20 protein-coding genes are annotated in these 20,943 nt (G+C 62.6%); 9 read left to right on the top strand and 11 right to left on the bottom strand.

Annotation, left to right across the window (positions count from 1 at the left end):
• The first annotated feature begins 457 nt into the window (after positions 1-457).
• Genes PA598K_RS17205 through PA598K_RS17185 form a run of 5 tightly spaced genes read left to right on the top strand, consistent with a single transcriptional unit; the run spans position 458 to position 5,531 of the window.
• The gene (locus PA598K_RS17205) at positions 458-1,468 is read left to right on the top strand and encodes an SDR family NAD(P)-dependent oxidoreductase (protein WP_128658147.1); all 1,011 of its coding nucleotides are present in this window, start codon (positions 458-460) and stop codon (positions 1,466-1,468) included.
• On the top strand, positions 1,465-2,649 hold the full coding sequence (locus PA598K_RS17200) for a LegC family aminotransferase (RefSeq protein ID WP_128658146.1): 1,185 nt from the start codon (positions 1,465-1,467) through the stop codon (positions 2,647-2,649). Before PA598K_RS17205 ends, PA598K_RS17200 begins: the two co-directional genes overlap by 4 nt.
• Positions 2,642-3,802, top strand: a complete 1,161-nt coding sequence (gene neuC, locus PA598K_RS17195; RefSeq protein WP_128658145.1) for a UDP-N-acetylglucosamine 2-epimerase — start codon at positions 2,642-2,644, stop codon at positions 3,800-3,802. The genes PA598K_RS17200 and neuC overlap by 8 nt, the downstream gene beginning before the upstream one ends.
• Positions 3,799-4,908, top strand: coding sequence for an N-acetylneuraminate synthase (gene neuB / locus PA598K_RS17190; RefSeq protein WP_128658144.1), 1,110 nt, complete (start codon positions 3,799-3,801; stop codon positions 4,906-4,908). Before neuC ends, neuB begins: the two co-directional genes overlap by 4 nt.
• Positions 4,905-5,531: a hypothetical protein gene (locus tag PA598K_RS17185; protein WP_128658143.1), complete on the top strand. Its 627-nt coding sequence runs from the start codon at positions 4,905-4,907 to the stop codon at positions 5,529-5,531. Before neuB ends, PA598K_RS17185 begins: the two co-directional genes overlap by 4 nt.
• 207 nt (positions 5,532-5,738) lie before the next feature.
• Here PA598K_RS17185 and PA598K_RS17180 read toward each other — a convergent pair whose 3' ends face one another.
• From PA598K_RS17180 to PA598K_RS17140, 9 genes are all read right to left on the bottom strand, one after another.
• Positions 5,739-6,563: an SDR family oxidoreductase gene (locus PA598K_RS17180; protein WP_128658142.1), complete on the bottom strand. Its 825-nt coding sequence runs from the start codon at positions 6,561-6,563 to the stop codon at positions 5,739-5,741.
• A gap of 167 nt (positions 6,564-6,730) precedes the next feature.
• A complete protein-coding gene (locus PA598K_RS17175; RefSeq protein ID WP_128658141.1) occupies positions 6,731-7,444 on the bottom strand; it encodes an acylneuraminate cytidylyltransferase family protein in 714 nt (237 codons plus the stop codon).
• Entirely contained in the window at positions 7,389-8,348 is a 960-nt protein-coding gene (locus tag PA598K_RS17170; RefSeq protein ID WP_185602042.1) for a Gfo/Idh/MocA family protein, read from the bottom strand. Before PA598K_RS17170 ends, PA598K_RS17175 begins: the two co-directional genes overlap by 56 nt.
• Positions 8,345-9,067: a nucleotidyltransferase family protein gene (locus tag PA598K_RS17165; RefSeq protein WP_128658139.1), complete on the bottom strand. Its 723-nt coding sequence runs from the start codon at positions 9,065-9,067 to the stop codon at positions 8,345-8,347. Before PA598K_RS17165 ends, PA598K_RS17170 begins: the two co-directional genes overlap by 4 nt.
• 114 nt (positions 9,068-9,181) lie before the next feature.
• Positions 9,182-9,526, bottom strand: coding sequence for an S-Ena type endospore appendage (locus PA598K_RS17160; protein ID WP_128658138.1), 345 nt, complete (start codon positions 9,524-9,526; stop codon positions 9,182-9,184).
• 117 nt (positions 9,527-9,643) lie between these two features.
• Positions 9,644-11,539, bottom strand: coding sequence for a motility associated factor glycosyltransferase family protein (locus PA598K_RS17155; protein WP_128658137.1), 1,896 nt, complete (start codon positions 11,537-11,539; stop codon positions 9,644-9,646).
• Positions 11,536-11,997, bottom strand: coding sequence for a hypothetical protein (locus PA598K_RS17150; RefSeq protein WP_128658136.1), 462 nt, complete (start codon positions 11,995-11,997; stop codon positions 11,536-11,538). The genes PA598K_RS17155 and PA598K_RS17150 overlap by 4 nt, the downstream gene beginning before the upstream one ends.
• Positions 11,981-12,244 (bottom strand): hypothetical protein, encoded by a 264-nt coding sequence (locus PA598K_RS17145; protein WP_128658135.1) that lies wholly within the window; start codon positions 12,242-12,244, stop codon positions 11,981-11,983. The genes PA598K_RS17150 and PA598K_RS17145 overlap by 17 nt, the downstream gene beginning before the upstream one ends.
• A gap of 34 nt (positions 12,245-12,278) precedes the next feature.
• Positions 12,279-12,698, bottom strand: a complete 420-nt coding sequence (locus PA598K_RS17140; protein ID WP_128658134.1) for an S-Ena type endospore appendage — start codon at positions 12,696-12,698, stop codon at positions 12,279-12,281.
• Positions 12,699-12,922: 224 nt separating this feature from the next.
• Here PA598K_RS17140 and PA598K_RS17135 point away from each other — a divergent pair, with 224 nt between their 5' ends.
• The 3 genes from PA598K_RS17135 to PA598K_RS17125 all read left to right on the top strand — a co-directional run bounded on the left by PA598K_RS17135 (position 12,923) and on the right by PA598K_RS17125 (position 16,466).
• Positions 12,923-13,264 (top strand): S-Ena type endospore appendage, encoded by a 342-nt coding sequence (locus tag PA598K_RS17135; protein WP_128658133.1) that lies wholly within the window; start codon positions 12,923-12,925, stop codon positions 13,262-13,264.
• Between the two features lie 71 nt (positions 13,265-13,335).
• On the top strand, positions 13,336-15,414 hold the full coding sequence (locus tag PA598K_RS17130) for a putative bifunctional diguanylate cyclase/phosphodiesterase (RefSeq protein ID WP_260405459.1): 2,079 nt from the start codon (positions 13,336-13,338) through the stop codon (positions 15,412-15,414).
• Between the two features lie 95 nt (positions 15,415-15,509).
• On the top strand, positions 15,510-16,466 hold the full coding sequence (locus PA598K_RS17125) for a 3'-5' exonuclease (protein ID WP_128658132.1): 957 nt from the start codon (positions 15,510-15,512) through the stop codon (positions 16,464-16,466).
• Between the two features lie 463 nt (positions 16,467-16,929).
• Here the strand turns inward: PA598K_RS17125 and PA598K_RS17120 are convergent, their stop codons facing one another.
• Positions 16,930-17,550 (bottom strand): hypothetical protein, encoded by a 621-nt coding sequence (locus tag PA598K_RS17120; RefSeq protein ID WP_260405458.1) that lies wholly within the window; start codon positions 17,548-17,550, stop codon positions 16,930-16,932.
• A gap of 146 nt (positions 17,551-17,696) precedes the next feature.
• Positions 17,697-18,536, bottom strand: a complete 840-nt coding sequence (locus tag PA598K_RS17115) for a helix-turn-helix domain-containing protein (protein WP_128658131.1) — start codon at positions 18,534-18,536, stop codon at positions 17,697-17,699.
• Positions 18,537-18,667: 131 nt separating this feature from the next.
• Between PA598K_RS17115 and PA598K_RS17110 the strand changes: the two genes are divergently transcribed.
• Positions 18,668-20,911 (top strand): FAD-dependent oxidoreductase, encoded by a 2,244-nt coding sequence (locus PA598K_RS17110; protein WP_128658130.1) that lies wholly within the window; start codon positions 18,668-18,670, stop codon positions 20,909-20,911.
• Positions 20,912-20,943: the final 32 nt, after the last annotated feature.

The following is a 20,943-nucleotide window of genomic DNA, read 5'->3' as shown; positions in this document are numbered from 1 at the left end:
CCGGTCGCTCCTGTCACTCCGGTGGCCCCTGTTGCCCCTGTCGCTCCGGTCGGACCTGTCACTCCGGTGACCCCTGTTGCCCCGGTGGCTCCCGTCGACCCGCGCGGCCCCTGAGGGCCTTCGGGTCCTACCGGTCCTGGCGGCCCGGGCGGGCCAGGGGGACCGGCAGGGCCCCGCCTTGGTTCATAGTAGACTTGTTGACCGCCGCAGCAACAAGCCCCTTTCAGTATGCATTGCTGATTGCCGCACACGACCCCCATTGCGATCCCCTCCCGTTTGTTGCATAACTGCATATTCCCTGTATCTTCCATTACATGTGGACATCCCCGAATCGGTCACTGCGCATGTCCCTGTTCCCGCTCGCATTCCGCATATGCGGACCGCGCATGCCAAGGGCTTATCGCATAATCCGCAGGTTCGTGCAATACAGTGTATAAACGGTGAAGGCGGTGACAGTATGAGGCTGACAGGCAAAAGAGCAGTCGTCACGGGAGCATGCGGCTTTATCGGCTCCCACCTGACAGAGCGGCTGGTCCGGGCAGGAGCCGAGGTAACGGCATTCGTCATGTACCAACCGACCGGAGCGGCCGGCTGGCTCGACACCTTACCGGAGGAGACGAGGCGACAGATCCGCATCATCGCCGGCGATATCCGCGATGCTGCTGCGGTCCGCCGCGCGCTCGCGGGTCAACAACTCGTCTTCCATCTGGCGGCGCTGATCGGCATCCCTTACTCCTATCAGGCGCCCGAATCTTATGTAGATACCAATGTCAAAGGCACGCTCCATGTGCTCCAGGCCGTACAGGAATTGGAACTGGAACGGATGATTCATACCTCAACCAGCGAGGTGTACGGCAGCGCCCGCTATGTCCCGATGTCCGAGTCGCATCCGCTGCAGGGTCAGTCTCCTTATGCAGCCACCAAGATCGGCGCCGATCAGCTCGCGAACGCCTTTTATCATTCGTTCCGTACGCCTGTCGTCACGCTCCGCCCTTTCAACACTTACGGCCCCAGACAATCGCTGCGTGCGGTCCTGCCGACGATCCTCAGCCAGCTCGGCAGCGGCTCCTCGGTGCTGCGGCTCGGAGCGCTCCACCCGACGCGAGACTTCACTTATGTACAAGATACGGTGAGCGGCTTCCTGGCGGCTGCCGACGCGCCGGATGCACTCGGCGAGACGATCAACCTCGGCAGCGGCTTCGAGATCTCGATCGGCGAGGCGGCCGAGCTGGCAGCCGACGCGCTTGGCGTCGCTGTCTCGATCGACACAGAGGATCGGCGGCTGCGCCCTGAGAGCAGCGAGGTGACGCGACTGTGCGCCGACAATTCCAAGGCGCAGCGGCTGCTCCGCTGGACGCCCGACTATGGCGGTCGCGACGGGCTGCGCCGCGGGCTGCTCGAGACTGCCGCGTGGCTGCGCAGCAGCGGCATACTGCAGAGCTATGCCAGCCGCAGCTACCATCTATGAGCAACGCGCTGCTGGAGACGATCGTCTCCCGGATCGAGCAGACGCTCGGCGACCGGGAACGTCCGCTCGCGCTGCATGAGCCGGAGTTCGGCGAGCACGAGCAGGAGCGGTTGTCCGCCTGCCTGGCCTCCGGCTATGTATCCACCGCCAGCGAAGAGACGACACGCCTGGAGATCGCGCTCGCCCGCACCGCCGGTGTCGCTCATGCTGTCGCCGTATCGAGCGGCACCGCCGCCCTTCATCTGGCGCTGCTCGCCGCAGGCGTCCAGGCCGGCGATGAGGTGATCGTGCCCGCCCTCACCTTCGTCGCGACGGCCAATGCCGTCTCCTATTGCGGAGCCGTCCCTCATTTTGCGGACAGCAGCCTGCCCGATCTCGGTCTCTCGCCCGAGCGGCTCGAGGCGCATCTGCAGCGCGAGAGCGAGCAGATCGGGCGAGTGTGCCGCAACCGCCGGACCGGACGGACGATCCGAGCGCTCATCGCTGTCGATGCGCTCGGGCATCCAGCCGATCTGCCTGCGCTAACCGCCATCTGTCGCCGTTATCGACTTACGCTGATCGAGGATGCTGCGGCAGCGCTCGGCAGTATGCGAGACGGTGTACCTTGCGGCGCATGGGGCAGCGCTGCTGCGTTTAGCTTCAACGGCAACAAGATCATCACGGCCGGCGGAGGCGGCGCGCTGCTGACCGACAATGGCGAGCTGGCGTCCACCGCGCGGATGCTCGCCGCTACGGCCAAGGTCCCCCATCCGTGGCGTTATGAGCACACGAGCATCGCCTACAATTACCGCATGCCAGGGATCAATGCCGCACTGTCGCTGGCACAGCTGGAGCGACTGCCCGAGCTGCTCCGCCGCAAGCGCCGGCTCGCCCAACGTTATCAGCAAGCGCTGGCCGGACTGGACGGCGTATCGGTGCTCACCGAGCCTCGGCGCACCCGCAGCAATTATTGGCTCAATGCCCTGCTCCTGGAGCCAGGCTGCGAGCTGCTGCTAGAGCCACTGCTCGCGATGCTGCACCGACAGGGCGTCCAGAGCCGACCGCTATGGACGCCCTTGCACCGTCTCCCCATGTACAGCGATTGTCCGCGTATGGAGCTGCATGGCACGCTATCGCTCTGTGCACGCACGGTCTGCCTGCCCAGCAGCCCCCGACTGGAAGGAGGCGCAGACGATGCATAAACCGGCGATCTGTGTCGTCACTGGCAGCCGGGCCGACTATGGTCTGCTCCGAGGTCTGCTGCACCTGCTGCAATGCGAAGCATCAATTGATCTGCAACTGGCGGTGACCGGTATGCATTGGGCGACGGAATACGGCAGCACTTGGCGCGAGATCGAGGCTGACGGCTTCCCTATCGCCGCTCGGATCGAAACTCTACTGGCAAGCGACACTGCGGTAGGCACCAGCAAATCAATGGCGCTCGGCATCGCTGGCTTCGCTGACGCCTTCGCTCGCCTGACCCCCGACTGGGTCGTCGTGCTCGGCGACCGCTATGAGACGCTCGCGGCCGCGCTCGCAGCATACAACGCCCGTATCCGGATCGCCCACATCGCCGGCGGCGACATTAGCGGCGGCGCGCTCGACGACGGGTACCGCCATAGCATCAGCAAGCTCGCCCAGCTCCACTTCGTCTCGCACGAGCAGGCGAGGCGGCGTCTGCTCCAGCTCGGCGAAGCGCCGGAGACGGTGCAGCTCGTCGGTCATCCCGGCATCGACGCCGTACGCGACTGTCGACTGCTCGGGCGACAGGAACTGGAGGCGTGTCTCGGCTGCGTGCTGCAGCCGGTCAGCCTGCTCGTCACGTACCATCCGGCGACGCTGTCGGAGGAGGGCGCGCTCGCCGAGCTGTCGGCGCTGCTAACCGCGCTGGATGGCCTGGACGAGGCAGTCGGCCTGTACTTTACCGGTGCAAACGCCGACGCCCAAGGCCGGGAGGCCGATGCGGCGATCCGGGACTTCGTGCAGCGCCGCCCCCATGCCCGGAGCTTCGTGACGCTGGGGACCCGGCTCTACCTCAGCTTGGCCCAAGCCGTCGACGCCGTCGTCGGCAATTCGTCGAGTGGCCTCTTGGAGGTGCCCAGCCTGCGCACGCCTACGGTCGATATCGGAGCCAGGCAGCGCGGACGCTTCCGGGGCGATTCGGTCATCCATAGCGAGGCCGAGCCTACAGCTATCCAAAGCGCGATCCATCGCGCCTTGCGAATGGAGCGCTCGTCGATCGTCAATCCGTACGGAGACGGGCGCAGCAGCAAACGCATCGCTGCCGCACTGCTCGCTCGCCTGCCCGCAGAGCCTGCGGGGTCAAAATCCTTCTATGAGGTGCAACGCCCATGATCGCGCATACGCCATCCGCTCCGGTCCGGATCATCGCCGAGATCGGCGTCAACCATAACGGCTCGGCCGCAATGGCGCGCCAGCTCATCGATGCGGCTCGCCGCTGCGGCGCAGACGCCGTCAAGCTCCAGCTGTTCCGCGCGGCGCAGCTCGCTGCGCCTGATACACCGCTCGCCGACTACCAGCAGCAAGCTGCTGGCGCTGGCGCACGCTCGCAATACGAGCTGCTGCGGCAGCTCGAGCTCTCGGAGGCAGAGGTGCGAGAGCTCGGCGTCTATTGCGAGGCGCAGCAGATCGAGCTGCTGGCGACGCCCTTTGACCGCGACGCCCTGCGCCTCCTCGTCCACGATCTGAGGGCTTCCTCCATCAAGCTCGGCTCTGGCGAGCTGACCAATCTGCCGTTCCTGCTCGAGGTAGGCCGTTGTCGTCGCCAGCTCCTGCTCTCGACCGGCATGGCCACGCTCGCCGAGGTTGAGCAGGCGCTCTCTGTCCTTGCCTACGGCCTCGCAGTGGAGCCCTCCGATCCGCTGGCGGCTCCCCCCTCGCTCGCAGCCTTCCGGCAGGCATATGTCTCTGCGGCGGGGCAAGCTGCCCTGCAGCGGTATGTCACGGTGCTGCATGCGACGACGGCGTACCCGGCGCCGCCAGCCTCCTGCAACCTGCGCGCGATGGATACGCTGCGCGCCGCCTTCCGGCTGCCGACAGGACTATCCGATCATAGCGAGGGCAGCGCCGTCGCGATCGCAGCCGTAGCGCGCGGCGCCTGCGTCATCGAGAAGCATCTGACGCTCGATCGGTCGTTGCCCGGAGTTGATCATCAGGCGTCGATGGAGCCGGAGGACTTTGGCCGGATGGTCCGAGACATCCGCCAGATCGAGATGGCGCTCGGCTCCCCGGCCAAGCTGCCGGACGAGGCGGAGCTGCGCACGAGCGGGCTTGTCCGCCGCAGCATCGTCGCGGCGACGGATATCGCGGTCGGCGAGCAGTTCAGCGAGCGCAATCTGACGTTCAAACGACCCGCTGGCGGATTGCCACCCGAGCGCTATTGGGAGTTGCTCGGCAGAGCGTCGGACCACTCCTACCGAAAGGATGAACCCATTCAATGAAGCTCGCACTTTTCGGCGCCTCCGGTCTCGCCGATGAGACCGCGCATCTGGGGATGGAGCTCGGCTGCAGCGAGGTCGTCCTCCTCCACCCCTCAGGCTCGCGTCCGCCCGCTCGTGCCTTCCCCACGGCACCGGAGGATGAAGCAGGCGCACTGGCGGCAGCAGGCTACCGCTTCGCTATCGCCATCGGCGATCCGCAGATCCGTCGCAAGTTACATCAGACCTATCCCGAGCTGCCTTATACCAGCCTGGTTCATCCCGCTGCGACGCTGCCCGCCGCCATCCGAGCAATGCTGCCAGAGCGGTCGGGGACGATCGTCATGGCAGGCGTCCGCTTCACCTCATCGATCGCTATCGGCCGCTTCGGCATCTACAATCCGAACTGCACCGTATCCCATGACTGCGAGATCGGAGATTATACGACAATTGGTCCTGGCGCCAATCTCTGCGGCAATGTGCGGTTGAAGTCCGGCGTCTATGTAGGGGCGGGGGCAATCATCCTGCCCGGGCACCCGGTCCTCGGCAAGCTGACGCTCGGCGAGGACGCCGTAATCGGGGCAGGCGCCGTCGTCACCCGCTCCGTCTCAGCCCGCAGCACCGTCAAGGGCAACCCGGCGCGCTAGCGGCGTGTATGCAAACCCGCTCAGGGGCATCTAAGACTCGTCAGAGCCCATATAGCTCGCCCACCCGCTCATCACATTCAGCACCGCCTGCACAGCTGCAGACACGCGATCGCGGGAGGCGCTCAGGCTGTCACCGCATGTCACCGCGTCGCTGCACTGCGACGCCTCTCCCACAGCGCAGAGGCTAACCACTCCGATCGCTGCCGCCTACCAGACATGCAGCCCGCCATCGACAACGAGCTGATGGCCGGTCACGTAGCTGGAGGCGTCCGATGCCAGGAACAGCACCGCCCCGGTCAGCTCGGCGGGCTGTCCCATCCGCCCCATCGGCACACGGGCGCCGTAGCTCGCCTGGAAGATGTCGTTCTGGCCGCTCTGCATGCCGCCGGGGACGAGCGTATTGACCCGTATCCCGTGCGGCGCCCAGTAGGCCGCCAGATAGGCGGCGAGTCCGCACACGCCCGCCTTCGAGGCGGCGTAGACGGCCGGCGTATTGATCGCCCGCCCTTCGTACGAAGAGCCGGCATAGATGCGCTGATCCGGCGCCAGCAAGCCATAGATCGACGATGTGAAGATCATTGAGCCGCCCCGCCCCTGTCGCAGCATCTGCCGGCCTACTGCCTGAGCCGTCAGGAACATGCCGTCTAGATTGACCGCCATCACGGATCGCCATTGTCGCAAGGAATAATCCTCGAACGGCGCGAAGAAGGCGTCGGCGTCGCGCGACTTGCTCGCTGCATGATTCAACAAAATATCGATGCCGCCCAGATCCCGCTCGCAGGCCTCCACCATCGCCTGCACCGCGCCAGGATCGGAGACATCGCAGCCATAGCCCTGACAAGCCACGCCCGCCTGCTCGGCCAGCTCGGCCGCCTGGCGTACTGCGGCAGGCCCGTCGAGATCGACCAAGGCCACCTGCGCCCCATGCTCGGCCAGCGCTTCGCAGAGCGGCCGTCCCAGGATGCCCAGCCCTCCGGTGACGACAGCCGTGCGCCCGCTCAGATCAAATCGCCCTCGATGACTCACGCGCATCCCCCTTTCGAGTCCAGCAAGCTCTTGTCGCAGTCAGCGGACCTCCCCTTGCACCCGGGCAGTTGCCGGAGCGTATCGTCGCCACATCCCTTGCCTCTCTCCCTCTCTGTCGTACAGGTTCGGCTGGCCCACCGCCGGAGCCGCTCCCGCTTGCGTCCGCTCGCCCGCTATCCCGGCTCTGCGCCGCTGGCGCTGCTGCCCATCCGGTACGCCACATAGGCCCAGTCCGTCTCGTCGTCGATGTCCCAGGAGCGCTCCGGCGGCATGACATAGAGCTCGGTGCCCGGCCCCATCAATGGCGCATCGCCAAGCACCGCCTCGCGTCGCCAAACGTAGATCGAGGCATTCATGTCATATGTGATCGGCGCATCCTGACGCCGATAAATCGGCTGAGCCGGAGGCTTCGCCAGCCTCATCCCGCCCTCGGAGGCGCGCTCGACCATGTTAAAATAAGGCGAGCGCCGCGACGGCGTGCCTGTAATAACATTGGCTGCACCTGAGCGCTCCAGCAGCTGCACAGCCTCCCGAATATCCGAGGTGAGGCGCAGCGGCGCCGTCGCATCCAGATCAACGACGATGTCGTAGCGAATGTCTCGCCGCGCCTCGACCGCCTCCACGGCATGGCGAATCGCCGCCAGCTTGGGCGCCGCATCGGTAGCCAACGCTTGCGGCCGACGTATGAGCGTCTGCGCGCCATAGCTCGCCGCTACCTCCAGCACCGCCTCCGAATCGCTGCTGACGGCGACCTCGGCGAACAGCCCCGAAGCCAGCGCCTGACGAATCGTATAGGCGATCAGCGGCCTGCCGCAGAGCAGGCGGATGTTTTTATGGGGAATCCCCTTGGACCCGCCGCGCGCGCAGATCGTACACAGCCTTCTCATTGCTGACCCACCTCCCGCTCCGGGCTGCCGTACCGGCGCGCTCGATCATATGCAGGCAGTCGATAGCTTCCGCAGTCCCGCACAGCTCTCCTCGTTCGCCGCGCAACAGCGCCAAGTGCTGCTCGCGATACGTATGATCCGGATCGGACGGGTGGTGCTCGACCTCTCCGTCGATAGCCAGCGTGCCCGCGATTAGATCGGCGGTATACGTATGCTCGTCTGTATTGACGATGATCTGACGCTGACGTTGACGGTCGACATAGTTGAGCTGCAGCGTGACGATCGGACAGGCCGCCATCCGGATCAACAAGGCGTAGGTATCGTCGCTGTCGATGTCGAGCCTGCTGTATCGTCCGCCGGCGGCAGCGAGCTGATGCCACGGACCGAACAGCCAGAGCAGATAATCGAGCTCATGGCTCAGATCGAGCAGCACGCCGCCGCCCTCCTCCCGCCTCGCCGAATAGACGTAGCGATAATCCTCCGATCGCCAGCCCGGCAAATATTGACCAGCATACACCTGCGTCGACATTACCCGCTGTCCCTGCAGCAGCCCCCGCAAGCGGCGAATCACCGGGTGGAAGCGCAGGTTATACCCGGCGTATACCCGCGACAGCGTCTCTGCCGGCAGCGAGCGCAGACGCTCGAAAAGCGGCTTCTCCACGAGAACATCGCCCGTATAGCCCCGCTCTCGCAGCGTCTTCAGCGTCTCGTAATGCTGGTGCGTCCGATTCGCCACGACGACATAATCCCAGGAATCGCTATACATCGCCTCTGCTATCGTCGCATACACGGACAACCCGGGGTGCGGACGGCTGCTAACCACGCTGACACTGCAGCCCAGCTCCGACAATAGCCGACAGTGGCGGCGACCGATTGAACCATATCCGATGACAAGCGCATTCACATGAATACCTCCCCGAACTCTCGATTCGCTGCTGCATAGCATTCTGGCGTTCCGATGTCGAGCCATTGACCGGTCACGGGGAATACCGTCAGTCGTCGTCCTTGCCGCTGCAGCCGCTCGAAAAGCTCCGGCATGCCGATCTCCCTGTCCTTCGGCAGTTGCCTAACCGTCCATGGCTCCAGCACATAGATGCCAGCATTGACAAGCAGCGGCTGCACAGGCTTCTCGACGAGCGCCAGATAGTCCTCCCCCTCTGTCTCCACGACGCCATACGGTATGCTCACTCGATGCTCACGCACCCCCATCGTCGCTGCGCTGCCCCGCCTGCAATGATGGCTGATCATCGCCCGGCAGTCCAGATCAGTGAGCAAGTCGGCATTGATCACCAGCAACGGTGCGGCGATGTCTGGAGGCAGCAGCGTCAGCGCCCCCGCCGTCCCCAGACGGCGACTCTCGCGCAAATAATGGACACGGGCTCCCCAGCGGCTGCCGTCGCCGCAGTGAGCCTCAATCATCTCTCGCTTGTAATTGACCGCGATGTAGAACTCCCGGAACGACTGGCGCACCAGCGTCTCGAGCAGGATCTCGAGGATCGGCTTGCCTCCGATTGGCAGGAGCGGCTTCGGACAGGTCTCAGTCAGCGGCAGCAACCGGCTGCCGAGGCCGCCAGCCATCAGCACGACAGGGACATCATACGCGGCTTGATCATCGAGGGGCATCCTGCTGCTCCTTCCGTAGTTAACGACTGGGCCCCGCTTAGACGGAGCCTGTAGGGGGAGACGTTAAGTACACTGTCCTCTGCCTGCAGCAGGCAGGCAGAGACAGTCGCGAGATTAGATGGACGGACGGAAAAATTCGGTCATGCATATATTGGCTACGGCTGCGGAGATGGTCGGCGTGGCGCTGATCGTCGTAAAGCCGGTCACCGCAAATGCGCGGCTCTGCCCGGAAGCGATGCCCGACAGCGTAGCTACGACGGCGGCTCCCCGATAAAAAGTAACATCCAGGGCAGCAGCGCTGGTCGAGTTATTGCTGATCACGCCCGAGGCTGCGATCGGCGAAGGGTTGGGACCAAAAAGCGTGCTTCCTGTGGTGGAAGTGACCGGAAAGGTCTGATCGGGCAAGCATACGCTGACAATCGGCTTTTGGCAGCAGGACGAATTCGTATTGCAACTCATATCAACAATCTCCTCCTTCGTGGGTTATTCTCCAATCTATGTCAGGAGGAGATAAAAGAATTGGGGTATCTGCCTGTCATACACAATATGTGCGTTTATGCAGGCTGGTTCGCCCAGCTACCGATGCTGCGGCGGCTGATCCAGCATCTCCGCAAGTGCCTCGAACTGCTCCAGCAGCGACTCGCAGAGCCGTCGGAGCATGTCGAACATCGCCTCCTGCGTCCGGGCGAGCCGATCCAGCCGGGCCAGCGAGTCGATCGGGCCAAGCTCCATGGTCTGCTTCTGATAGGCGTAGATAACCGGACTGAGGTAGACGGACAACCGCTCATCCGTCGTGAACGGAAGGTAAGCGCGATCCATCTGACGGACCAGGTCGCCCATGAAGGGCGGTAGGAGGAGCTCCTCATGTCGACTATGCAGCTCGCACGCCGCCTGGATCACCCGGCAACTGCGCCGCTCCTGCTCCGCTTGGCGTCGCCATGCCTGGAGCTGCCCGCGTATCGCCGAGAGTTCGCGGAGCAGCGACAGCCGGGGAGCGTCCAAGGCGGGAGGCGCCGCCTCTGCGAGCTCGGCCAGCAACGCCGCCAGTCGAGGGCACTCCGGGGCGGCCTCGCACCCGCGTTCCACCACGATCGCCAGTGTCGCCAGCGCCGTCCCCTCGATGCGGGCGCCGCCCTCGGTCGCATCGATAAACTGCCGCCCGGGGTACAAGCCGATCTGATGCTCCAGCCAGAGCCGGAACTCCTGCCAGAGGCGTGTCGTCTCCACCGGACGGCCATCGATCCCAGCCGCAGTAATCGTCTCCTCTGCCTGCAGTTGCTTCACTTGCTCCACGAGCGGCCCCTCCGCATAATCGGACATCCGGCTGTGGGTCATCCTGTCCGCGCCGAAGGCAAGATCCATACCGACGAAGACGATCGGATCGGCGCCCGTCCAGAGCGCCAGCTCGAAGGCGAGATGGGCCGAGGAGCTGCCGCCGTTCAGCGCGCTCTGCTCGCCAAGCGCTTGCCGCACCCATCGCGTCGACGTCTCGACGCTGCGGAACACCGGTAACCAGCGATCGCCGAAGAGCGGCGGCACGCGCGGGTCGACCAGCGTCAGTCCGACCATCGCCAGATCTGGCGGCAGCTCATGCTCGCGGAAATGAATGTGGTACACATTGGGCGTACGCTCCGTGACGCAGACGGCATCCGGGACGATCCCCCGGCGCAGACAGGGCTGCAGCGCCGACTCTGCCGTCAGCAGCAGCGCCTTGCCCTGCGCCGCCCGCAGCTGCTCGATATTGGCATCGAGCGAAGGTCCGTTGCCGATGACGAAGGCGGGGCAGCCTTTATACGCGTCCTTGAGCGAGGTCAGCGAAGCCGCAGCAGCGATAGGCGCTGTATTGGCAATCGTGTTGTACAGACCGACCAGCGTGTCGTGGACCGAATTGCCGCCGCTGCGCAGCATCAGGGCGAGCAGTTGATGCAGCGATTCGTGCAAGGCGAGATACGTTGCCCGGTCGTTGCGATGCGCCCAAGGCGTAAAAACAGTGCACATCATAGCGCAACGAACGAGAAAATCGCCGCTCATAAAGGCCGCGAGCTGACGCTTCATCTCGGTCGGCTCGCCTACCAGCCAATGGATTCTCCGATCGCTCAGTAAGGCGCGCAGATCGATCGCGGACAACATCGCCAGGAATACGTCCGGGTCCCGCTCGAAGACGAACAGCTCATGCTCTGCGGGCATCCTGCGCGCATAGGCGAGCGCCGCATACCCAAATCCGCAGCCGTACAGGAAGCCGATCCGGGCATCGCCGATCTGCACTGTCGTCGCCCAGCTCTCGGCTTCCGTCCACGGGTCGACAGCGCTGCAGAGCCGTACCCGCTCGCCGCCGTTCGGCGAGACCAGCTCTGCCGTCGGCAGACCGGACTCGCTGCGGCTGACCGTCACCCTCGGCGTCTGCCGGGCAGGCACCCGCTCCCGCAGCGCATCCGGCATCGCTGCCAGATTCATCTCGAGTATGGACGTCATCGCTGCCCCTCACCCTTAGCGACGCGCGTCCCGTTCCCCCGCTGCGCCTCCTCTTCGCCGACGCCCAGACAAGGCGCTGTCCCGCTGCAGACGTCCTGCGCGTCCTGTGTGTCATGCGCCTCCTGCCCGCGCCGTGCCGCCCCGCTGTCGTCCTGCGCTGCCATCTGCGCGCGCAGCTCGGGCAGCAGCTCATACGCCAGCTTGTCGATGGCCGCCGCCATATCCTCCCGCTGCAGCTGCAGCAGGATCTGCTCCATCGTCCGCAGCGCTGCGGGCGATACGAGCATGCCGTCGCCGTCCGTTGCCGACGGCTCCGACGCACGCAGCGACTCCAGCCAGAGCAGGCAGGCGCGTTGCAGCCACTGCCTCCCCGATTCGTCATCGCCCCGTTGCCATGCCTGACAACCAGCTTCGATACAATCAAGATATGAGCGGGGATTGCTATTCATATCGGTCATAAGCGCCCTCCCTGATCCGTTCTAGCATCCCGATCGCCCCCTTCTCCAGGAACCATTGCGCCTTGGCGAGAGCACTGCGCTCCATAAAGTCCCCCGTCTCCTGTAACTGCCGCGCCGCTTCGTTTATCCGAGCCAGCTCCGGATCGCCGCACAGTACAGCGGGATGCGAAGACAGCCAGACATACCACAGCTCCAGGACATGCTCCAGACGTACGCGCGCATCCGTGTCGTTGACTGGTGAACACATCGCTCCTCCTCCTCCTCCACTCATCGTTTGGCCCTCAACGCAGCAACTGAATGCGATAGAACCCCTTGCAGATTCCCGAGCTGCCGGGGCATTCGATCTTCACGCGTATGAGCGAGGGAGCTGCAAACGAAACCTGCTGGCCTTGCTCGACAGTGCCGCCGAGCTCTCTGCCCCGCTGCTGCTCAATTCGTACGACCATAGTGCAGCGGGTGTCGTTGTCGATGCGTACGATTGCGGAGGCTGGCGCGTCCGGCGCTTCATAGTAGATGCGAGCCGCCTCCCCGCAGCGCTGGAAGATTCGCCCCGAGGCGAGCATACAGCGTCTGGGCGCTCTGCTGCGACGGCGGACGATTGTTTTGCGGCAGCACGACTTGCAGCCCGGGCAAGACATCTGGACGATATTGACCTGTTTATTGGCCTGCACGATACGGCCTTTTCGCTTGCATTTGCCCACGCCGCTCCCTCCGTTTCGTCGGATACCTCTGCTTTATACCTATGGGTGCAACAGGGTCGAAGCACTGGACATTTGCATATTTTCCGCAATTTGGTCATTTGCCCTGCGCTATTGCCCTCTCCTGTAATAGACTGATGCTAGGTACATGGCAATCGCCTTCGTACAGACGAATGGTATCGATCGATATCGCGGCAGTTATCTGTCAATGAGAGGAGCAGTCATGCATGGTCCCAGACAACAATAACAACAGCGGATGCCGCCAGGACCCCGTCCCCTTTGCTCAAGACTGCCTGGAATGCGAATGGCGCATCGGCGACGAACAAGCGACCACAGTCTACTCCTCCAACGAGCTGGTCTATGGCTCTGGGGTTATCACATGCCAGCCTTCGGAGACGGGCGACATCCGTCTGCAGTTCCTGTGTAACGATACGCTGGTTAGCACGCTGAGGGTAGCCAACGGCCAATCCGCCATGTTCACCATCGTCGGCATCGATCAAATTCAGATTCTCGGGCGCACTGAGACTCTCGGCCATTTAATGTTCTTTCCCCGTTACAGTCCGATGTAATTCAAGTTTAAAGTCCTATTAATCGGTGTAATGAAGGACATAAGTCACAGAAAGAGGCGGATGGACCTGTCATGAATGCGCTCCATGAACTAATACATATGAACTGGTTGTTGCTAGGTTTAGCCTTGGCCGCAGGGATCGCGGGCGTAGCATCGTTTAATCGGGGATGGGCGACGCCCCCGCTCTCCGAAGGGGGGATGGCTGCAGCGCTCAACAAACGGGCGCTCTTGCACAGTACGACGGCTTTTGCGCTTGCGCATATGCTTGTACCGCTCGCTCTCGGACTGCCGATCGCATGGACGCACTACGGCTGGCATGCCTTGTTCACCCTGCTCGGCTGCTACGGCGCCTCCTACTTGGGCTACTGGTTCATCTCCCTGCCTTGGGGCGGGACGCTGCAATACATAAGAGCGAGTCTGATCGCTGCCATCACCATCCTGCTGTTCGACTATGCCAATCTGCTGCTGCTCTTCCGCAACCTGTTGCGCTGGCAGCCGGAGCTTGTTTTCCTTACCTGCGTGCTGGTGTTCCTCCTGTGCTTTGCCACGCTGCGGATGCTCGCCTTTATCCGTCAACACCGACAAGAGCGCCGACGAACGCCTGTCATCCTGCCGGGCATCGCGCTTGCCGGGACCGCTCTCTTCGCCATTCCGCTGCTATGCGCGATCTCGCTCCTGCCTGCGGAGCGTCTGGGCAGCGATCAGGCCTATCTGCTGCCTTATGGACTGTTGCTCTTGGTCGGGACCGTCCTCTATGTGTTGCCTGACCTGTCGGTCTCCAAAGCCCAGACCGACGGCGTCACCGTATGGAATCTTGCCTACCGGGACGAGCTTACCGACCTGCCGAATCGCCGCGCCTTCAACGAGGCGCTAGACACCTTCATGCGTCCGGTTGGGGCAGCTCCTGCGCCGCTGACGCTGTTTTTTATTGATCTGGACAAGTTCAAGCGGGTCAACGATCTGTTGGGTCATATTACGGGGGACAAAGTGCTGCGGATCGCAGCGGACAAGCTGCGGAGCTGCCTGCCGCCGCAAGCGATGCTGTCGCGGATGGGCGGCGATGAATTTACGGTGCTGCTGTCGGGGAAGCAGGAGGACCGGGAGATCCACGAGTTGGCCGACCGTATCGTCGAACAATTCCAGACGCCCATCGAAGCGGGACCGCATCTGGTCAGACTATCGGCATCGGTAGGCATCGCCAGATGCCCGGAGGAAGGCGTCGACGCCTCCACGCTGCTCCATCACGCCGATGCCGCGATGTATACCGCCAAGGAAAACGGCAGCGCGCAGTACCAGTTTTACGACCAGCTGCGCTCCCAGAACGGCCAGCGCGAGCTGATGCTGGAGCAGGATCTCGCCGCTGCGATCGACAAGGGAGAGCTGCGCGTATTTTACCAACCGAAGATCGATATCCGCGACGGCAGCACGATCGGTCTCGAAGCGCTTGTCCGCTGGCATCATCCGACGCATGGACTCATCTCGCCGCTGCAGTTTATCCCGCTGGCCGAGAAGCTCGGCCTCATCGTTCCGCTGGAGCGATGGGTCATCGACGAGGTGTGCCAGCAGTCGAGGCAATGGCAGGATAGCGCCTCTCTCCATATCCCGATTGCCATCAACATCTCCCAGGTTCATCTGATGCAGCCGGATGTGTACGAGTACATCATCGAGAGCGCAGGCCAGGCCGGGATCGACCGACAGGGACTGGAGATTGAGATTACGGAAAGCGCGATGATGCACAACGAAGAGCATGTCATCGAGGTGCTGAACCGGCTGAAGGCGGCAGGCATCCATGTGTCGATGGACGACTTTGGCACCGGCTACAGCTCGCTCAGCTATCTGAGCAGTCTGCCGATCAGTTGTCTGAAGATCGATCGCTCCTTCATCAGCAAGCTGACGAGCGACTCGGATAATCGTGCCATCGCCGAGCTGATCGTGGGCATGGCCAAGCAGCTCGGCCTGCGGATCGTCGCCGAAGGGGTCGAGACCTCCGAGCAGGTCAGTCTGCTCAAGGAGCTGCAATGCTACAATGCGCAAGGCTACTATTACGGGAAGCCGCTGCCGCCGGAGCAAGCCCTGCTGCGGATGATCGATGGTAACTTGCCGAGTCAGAGTGCCGGGCCAGAATCTCCTAACGACGCGCAGGTATGCTGAGTCTCGCGAACTTGCCGTGATTTTTCCCCTTGCCTCGTGTTTTCTGCTAAAATGTAGAGAAGAGACAGGCATCTTACTGGAGGATTACAAAATCGATGGATTATATTGTACTGGATATTGAATTCAACGGCCGCAAATTCGCCAGCGAATTGCCGATGGAAGTGATCGAGATCGGCGCGGTCCGACTTAACAGCTCGCTGGAGCAGACCGGCGAATTTAGCGCGCTCATCAAGCCGGTGTATTTCGCCAAGCTCAACTCGTTTATCAAGAAAAAAACGGGCATTCCGCAAGCGGATATCGATACGGCCAGCCGTTTCCCCAAAGTGATCCGCGCCTTCATGGACTGGCTGCAGGAGAGCGAGGACCCGCTGCTCGTCACCTGGGGCGGCGAGGATATGAAACGAATCGTGCTAGATACGCGCATGCACAAAATGGACGACGCCTATTGGCTGTCGATCTACTACTACGATCTGTTGAAGGGCTATCTGAAATGCAAAGGGCTGACCAACGACGTCAGCGTCGAAGCGGCGTTGCAGGAGCAAGGAATCGCTGCCACCGGTTCGGCGCACCGTGCGCTGGACGATGCCCGCATGACTGCGGAGATTTTCCGCAGTGTGTTCTCGGAGCTCGACTTTGAGCAGCGCAAGCAATACAAGGATGTATTCAGCAACGCCAAAGAACGGCGCATCGTCAAAAACGCAATCCGCTCCATGCACGCCCATCGCGCCACCCCGACCTGGGAGCTGTTCGTCGCGCAATTCGGCAAAGACAAGCCGATGCTCCAGGACCCCCGCAAGGTTGCGGAGCTACAGGTTTACTTCGAGGAAGAAGCGGCCAAGCCGCCCAAGCCCGCCACCCGCAAGCCAAAGCCGGATCGCAGCGCAGACGAGCCGGGCTCTACAGCGGAAACAGACTCCGCGGCGGGGGACTCAACCTCGGACACGGAGGCGGAGGCGGCCACTGATCCTGCGGCGGACTCGGTAGCGGATGACGGAAAGGTGACAGACCCGACCTTGCCAGCTGCGGATGAGAAAAGCGCCCAGGACGAGTAAAAGACCTGAGACACGTCCGACGGGACGACGCATGGTGAGAGCACGGCCGGCAAGGTTAATGGGAATGCGCTGAGCGAGGCAATTTTGTGCGATTTTTCGCACAGATCCGGGCCGGAAGCGACCAGCCGAGCGATTTTGTGCGATTTTTCGCACAGATCCGGGCCGGGAGCGACCAGCCGAGCGATTTTGTGCGATTTATCGCACAGATCCGGGCCGAAAGCGACCAGCCGGGCGATTTTGTGCGATTTATCGCACAGATCCGGGCCGGAAGCGACCCGCCGGGCGATTTTGTGCGATTTTTCGCACTGAGCACTGATTGGCTGGGGACGCCGCATCCTACGCATCCTTCGCCCCCTCCCCCTGTGTCCCTAAGCAACCTGCCCTCCTTGCCACTGCACCGGCGATCCAGCAGTTAGGTCGCGTCCGCTAGCTGAACATGGCGCTACGACGTCGATCAGACGGGCTACCCAAGCGGCTGCCTGGAGCAAATGGACAGGTACTGGTTGGGAATCGCGATCCCCGATTTCCTTCGTACAGCCTGTACAACGGGTGCCACATGCCCGCCTCTGTAGGAAGCGAGTGGAATATACGAATGGACATACCCTTGCGTGGGGTGCTGACCGTTGCTGCAATCGTATCCCAGGCCGAGGGGACCGCTTCCGTGCTGCTCCGCATATTTGCATTCCAATATATGTGCGAAGTCCGCTACATAGAGACCAGGAAAGTCTGGTGGCAGCGCAACCTGCAACAGAATCGCTCCTACGTATCGACGGACCATCGTCATCCCAAGATCCTGGAAATACGGATCATGACTCAGCCATTCCGGCAGCGGCGACAAAAATCCCTCCACTAAAAAAGTTTCGGCAAGCTCGGTCGGCGGATTCGGACAAGCAACCGGACGCCAGGCGCGCAAACCTGAACCGGTAGCGAATATCGCATCCAGCCTTTCCTCATGAGTATAATGGTAAAAAACGAAATGCCCCTTTTCATCGAACGACAACACATCCGCAGCGCCACGAAAGCCTAAATCGCGCAGCAACAAGCCTCGTTCCTTCAACAATCGATCGGCAAGTATAGATCGCATCGTACCAGCCTCCTCGCTTCGCAAGTTTCCCAGCTCACTCCAGAATAATAGGTGCCTGGGCACCACGTCGGCTCTTGCTGTCCACTCCGGCCCTCCAACCCGCTGCTCCCAGCTCGGACCTGTGCCACATGGCAAACATAAGCCCCCTATAGCTGATAACGTCTCCGGTATTGCGTCGGACTGAGTCCTGTCTGCTGGCGGAACACGCGACTCAGGTAGTAGCCGTTCTCATAACCGCAGCGAGCCGCGATCTCGTGCAACGTCAGCCGCGAGCCTGCGAGCAGTCGGCCGGCTTCGCGTATCTTCAGCTCTGTCGCATACGCCTGCGGCGTGACGTCGTATGCTGCCCGGAAGCGACGCGTCAGCTGCACCGGCGTCAGACCGAGCTGCTCTGCCAGCGCGGCAAGTCCAGCACCCTCGACGACATGTGCATCCAGCCAACGCTTCGCCTCGCGCATCGACTCGTCCGCCAATTCTGATGACTGTGCCGTCTCCACTGTCCGCGCCTCATCCGACTCGCTAGCCAGGAAGAGCAGATCTCGCAGCAGATGCTCGAGCTTGGACGTACGGACGGGCTCCTCCTGATCGCAGACGCGGTGGATATATCGATAGGTCGTCAAGAGGCGCTCCCCATCTACGATTCGGCATGCCAAGCGAGCATCGGCGTATCGGTCCGCCTCTCCGCTTCCTCGCTCCTCCTCACCGCCCCCCGCCTCCTCTACGCTCTGTGCTTCCTCGACCAACGCTTCCTCTTCATAATGAAAGAAGTGAAACGACACCGGCTCCAGCGTCTCGCGTACGAACCAGGCCTGCGGCGGACAGCGCACGAGCATCCCTGGGCCTGCGATCCCTCGCTCCCCCTCGATCTCATAGCGGAATCGCCCAGCCTCCACAGCGAACAGCGTCCATACCGGATAGCGGTCCCGCGCTAACAGGAATCGCTCCTTGCGATGCCAATACATATGGCTGACGAAACGAGCCGACATGCGCGTCTCCTCCTCTTATAGCTATGAAATAAAGTATATCTCATTCTGAAAATATCTGCATTTTAAATATGCTTAACCTCCTCTATAGTGAAAGCAAGGATATCAAAATTACTAACGAGGTGAATGAAGCGATGCGAAACGAAACAGTAGCCTGCGACGTCACGGTCGTCGGCGGGGGTCTGGCCGGCGTATGTGCGGCGATCGCCGCGGCACGACTGGGACAAAAGGTAGCGCTGGTGCAAAACCGGCCGGTGCTCGGCGGCAACTCCAGCAGCGAGGTGAGAGTGTGGGTGTGCGGGGCGACCGCTCACGGGGCCAACCGCTATGCGCGGGAGACAGGCATCATGGGGGAGCTGTTCGTCGAAAATCAATATCGCAACATCGACGGCAATCCGTATATCTGGGATCTGGTCGTGCTGGAGGCGGTGCGAGCGGAGGCGAATATCCAGTTGTTCCTGAATACCGATGTCCATGAAGTGGAGGCCGACGGGCCGCAGACGGACCGGAAGATCCGCTCGATCACCGGCTGGATGATGGGCTCGGAGCGGCGGATTCGTTTTGAAAGCGCGATCTATCTCGACTGTACCGGCGATGGACTGGTCGGCTTCCTGGCAGGCGCAGACTTCCGGCTGGGTCGCGAAGCGCGTCATGAGTATGGCGAGGACTGGGCTCCCGAGATCGCCGACGAGATTACGCTTGGCAGCACGCTGCTGTTCTACACCAAGGACGCTGGTCATCCGGTGAAGTACACGCCGCCTTCCTTTGCCCTCGACATCACCAAGACGGATATCCCGATCAATCGGGTCATCCACAGCGGCGACAACGGCTGCGCCTACTGGTGGATCGAGTGGGGCGGCGAGCATGATACCGTGCATGACAACGAGCGCATCCGCGACGAGCTGTGGTCGATCATCTACGGCATCTGGGATTATATCAAAAACTCGGGGAAATTCGACGCTGACCATATGACGCTGGAATGGATCGGCTCGCTGCCCGGCAAACGCGAATACCGCCGCTTCATCGGCGATTATGTGCTGAACCAGCATGACATCCTGGCGCAGGAGCCGTTCGAGGACCGCATCGCCTTTGGCGGCTGGTCGATCGACCTCCATCCGCCGCAAGGCATCTATGCCAAGGAGCGCGGCTCCAAGCATCTGTACGCAGACGGCATCTACCATATCCCGTATCGCTCGCTCTACTCGGCCAATGTCGGCAATCTGATGTTCGCCGGACGGGACATCAGCGCTACGCATGTGGCGTTCGGCACGACCCGAGTGATGGCGACCTGCGCCGTCATCGGCGAAGCGGCCGGCACTGGGGCGGCGCTGGCCGTCCGTCACGGCGTCTCGCCGCGCGACATCCATCGCGAGCGGCTGACCGAGCTGCAGCAGACGATGCTGCGCCAGGACGCCTCGATCATCGGCGTGCGCAGCGACGACCCGGACGATCTGATCCGTCAGGCGCAAGCGAGCGCATCCAGCACGCTCACCCGGCTGGCCGTCGAACCGGATGGATCGACGCACGCGCTCGGCGAGGCCGATCTCGGCATCCTGCTGCCGGTCGCTCCGCGGCTGGAGCGCATCGAGCTGCTCGTCGACGTCGATCGCGAGACGGAGCTGACCGTCGCCCTGTGGGATACGGGACGCGCCGAGAACTACGTGCCTCATGCCGAGATCGTCTCGGCGACGGTCCGCGTAGCCGCAGGAGAGCGGCAATGGATCGAGGTGCCGCTGGTCTGGGAGCCGGAGCAGGAGCAGAACGCCTTCCTCATCGTCTCCGCCAATCCGGATGTGCGCGTGCATACCGCCGATCAGCAGACAGGCATGCTGTTGTTCCTGAAGGGCGATCCGCCGAAACTGGCCCCTGAGGATGAGCATCGGCCTCAGCCGCTGAGGCAGTGGACGATGAGCGGCCTGCGCCGACGCGCCGTCTGCCTCCGCTCCTATCCCGAGACCGACGCATACGCGCCGTCTCGTACCAGCGGCGGTTATCTGCGCCCATACGGCGGGCCGCAGCTGTGGAGCTCGGAGCGGCTTGCAGCTGGCGCAGAGGCCTGGCTGCAGTATAGCTGGGACGCGCCGGTCAGCCTGCGTACAGTGCAGCTCGTCTTCAATGACGATGTCAACGAAGATCTGATCAATCTGCATCATCACCGTACGCTATTCGAGGCAATCCCCGAGCTCGTCCGCGATTATCGGATCGAGGCTCGAGTCGCTGGCGAGTGGACGACGCTCGTAGAGGAGAGCGGCAACCACAAGCGGATGCGCCGCCACACGTTGGATACGCCAGTCAACGCCGAAGCGCTGCGTCTGGTCATCCTCGCCACCAATGGCGGGGCGCATGCCGAGGTAGTCGAGGTGCGGGCCTTCGGCTAACCCGGTGAGGCTCAGCAGGGCACACCTCTGCT

Origin of the sequence: Paenibacillus sp. 598K (assembly GCF_003851045.1) — a bacterium.
GTDB lineage: Bacteria > Bacillota > Bacilli > Paenibacillales > Paenibacillaceae > Paenibacillus_D.
Note: the sequence above shows the minus strand (reverse complement) of the source record. Positions and strands in the feature narration are given on the sequence as shown.

What these genes read in the sequence shown, in the direction of transcription:
- PA598K_RS17205 (WP_128658147.1), top strand. Translation starts at nt 458, where the DNA reads ATGAGGCTGACAGGCAAAAGAGCAGTCGTCACGGGAGCATGCGGCTTT.
- PA598K_RS17120 (WP_260405458.1), bottom strand. Translation starts at nt 17,550, where the DNA reads ATGCGATCTATACTTGCCGATCGATTGTTGAAGGAACGAGGCTTGTTG.
- neuC (WP_128658145.1), top strand. Translation starts at nt 2,642, where the DNA reads ATGCATAAACCGGCGATCTGTGTCGTCACTGGCAGCCGGGCCGACTAT.
- PA598K_RS17155 (WP_128658137.1), bottom strand. Translation starts at nt 11,539, where the DNA reads ATGACGTCCATACTCGAGATGAATCTGGCAGCGATGCCGGATGCGCTG.
- PA598K_RS17115 (WP_128658131.1), bottom strand. Translation starts at nt 18,536, where the DNA reads ATGTCGGCTCGTTTCGTCAGCCATATGTATTGGCATCGCAAGGAGCGA.
- PA598K_RS17160 (WP_128658138.1), bottom strand. Translation starts at nt 9,526, where the DNA reads ATGAGTTGCAATACGAATTCGTCCTGCTGCCAAAAGCCGATTGTCAGC.
- PA598K_RS17150 (WP_128658136.1), bottom strand. Translation starts at nt 11,997, where the DNA reads ATGACCGATATGAATAGCAATCCCCGCTCATATCTTGATTGTATCGAA.
- PA598K_RS17125 (WP_128658132.1), top strand. Translation starts at nt 15,510, where the DNA reads ATGGATTATATTGTACTGGATATTGAATTCAACGGCCGCAAATTCGCC.
- PA598K_RS17145 (WP_128658135.1), bottom strand. Translation starts at nt 12,244, where the DNA reads ATGTGTTCACCAGTCAACGACACGGATGCGCGCGTACGTCTGGAGCAT.
- PA598K_RS17165 (WP_128658139.1), bottom strand. Translation starts at nt 9,067, where the DNA reads ATGCCCCTCGATGATCAAGCCGCGTATGATGTCCCTGTCGTGCTGATG.
- PA598K_RS17185 (WP_128658143.1), top strand. Translation starts at nt 4,905, where the DNA reads ATGAAGCTCGCACTTTTCGGCGCCTCCGGTCTCGCCGATGAGACCGCG.
- PA598K_RS17200 (WP_128658146.1), top strand. Translation starts at nt 1,465, where the DNA reads ATGAGCAACGCGCTGCTGGAGACGATCGTCTCCCGGATCGAGCAGACG.
- PA598K_RS17110 (WP_128658130.1), top strand. Translation starts at nt 18,668, where the DNA reads ATGCGAAACGAAACAGTAGCCTGCGACGTCACGGTCGTCGGCGGGGGT.
- neuB (WP_128658144.1), top strand. Translation starts at nt 3,799, where the DNA reads ATGATCGCGCATACGCCATCCGCTCCGGTCCGGATCATCGCCGAGATC.
- PA598K_RS17180 (WP_128658142.1), bottom strand. Translation starts at nt 6,563, where the DNA reads ATGCGCGTGAGTCATCGAGGGCGATTTGATCTGAGCGGGCGCACGGCT.
- PA598K_RS17130 (WP_260405459.1), top strand. Translation starts at nt 13,336, where the DNA reads ATGAATGCGCTCCATGAACTAATACATATGAACTGGTTGTTGCTAGGT.
- PA598K_RS17135 (WP_128658133.1), top strand. Translation starts at nt 12,923, where the DNA reads ATGGTCCCAGACAACAATAACAACAGCGGATGCCGCCAGGACCCCGTC.
- PA598K_RS17175 (WP_128658141.1), bottom strand. Translation starts at nt 7,444, where the DNA reads ATGAGAAGGCTGTGTACGATCTGCGCGCGCGGCGGGTCCAAGGGGATT.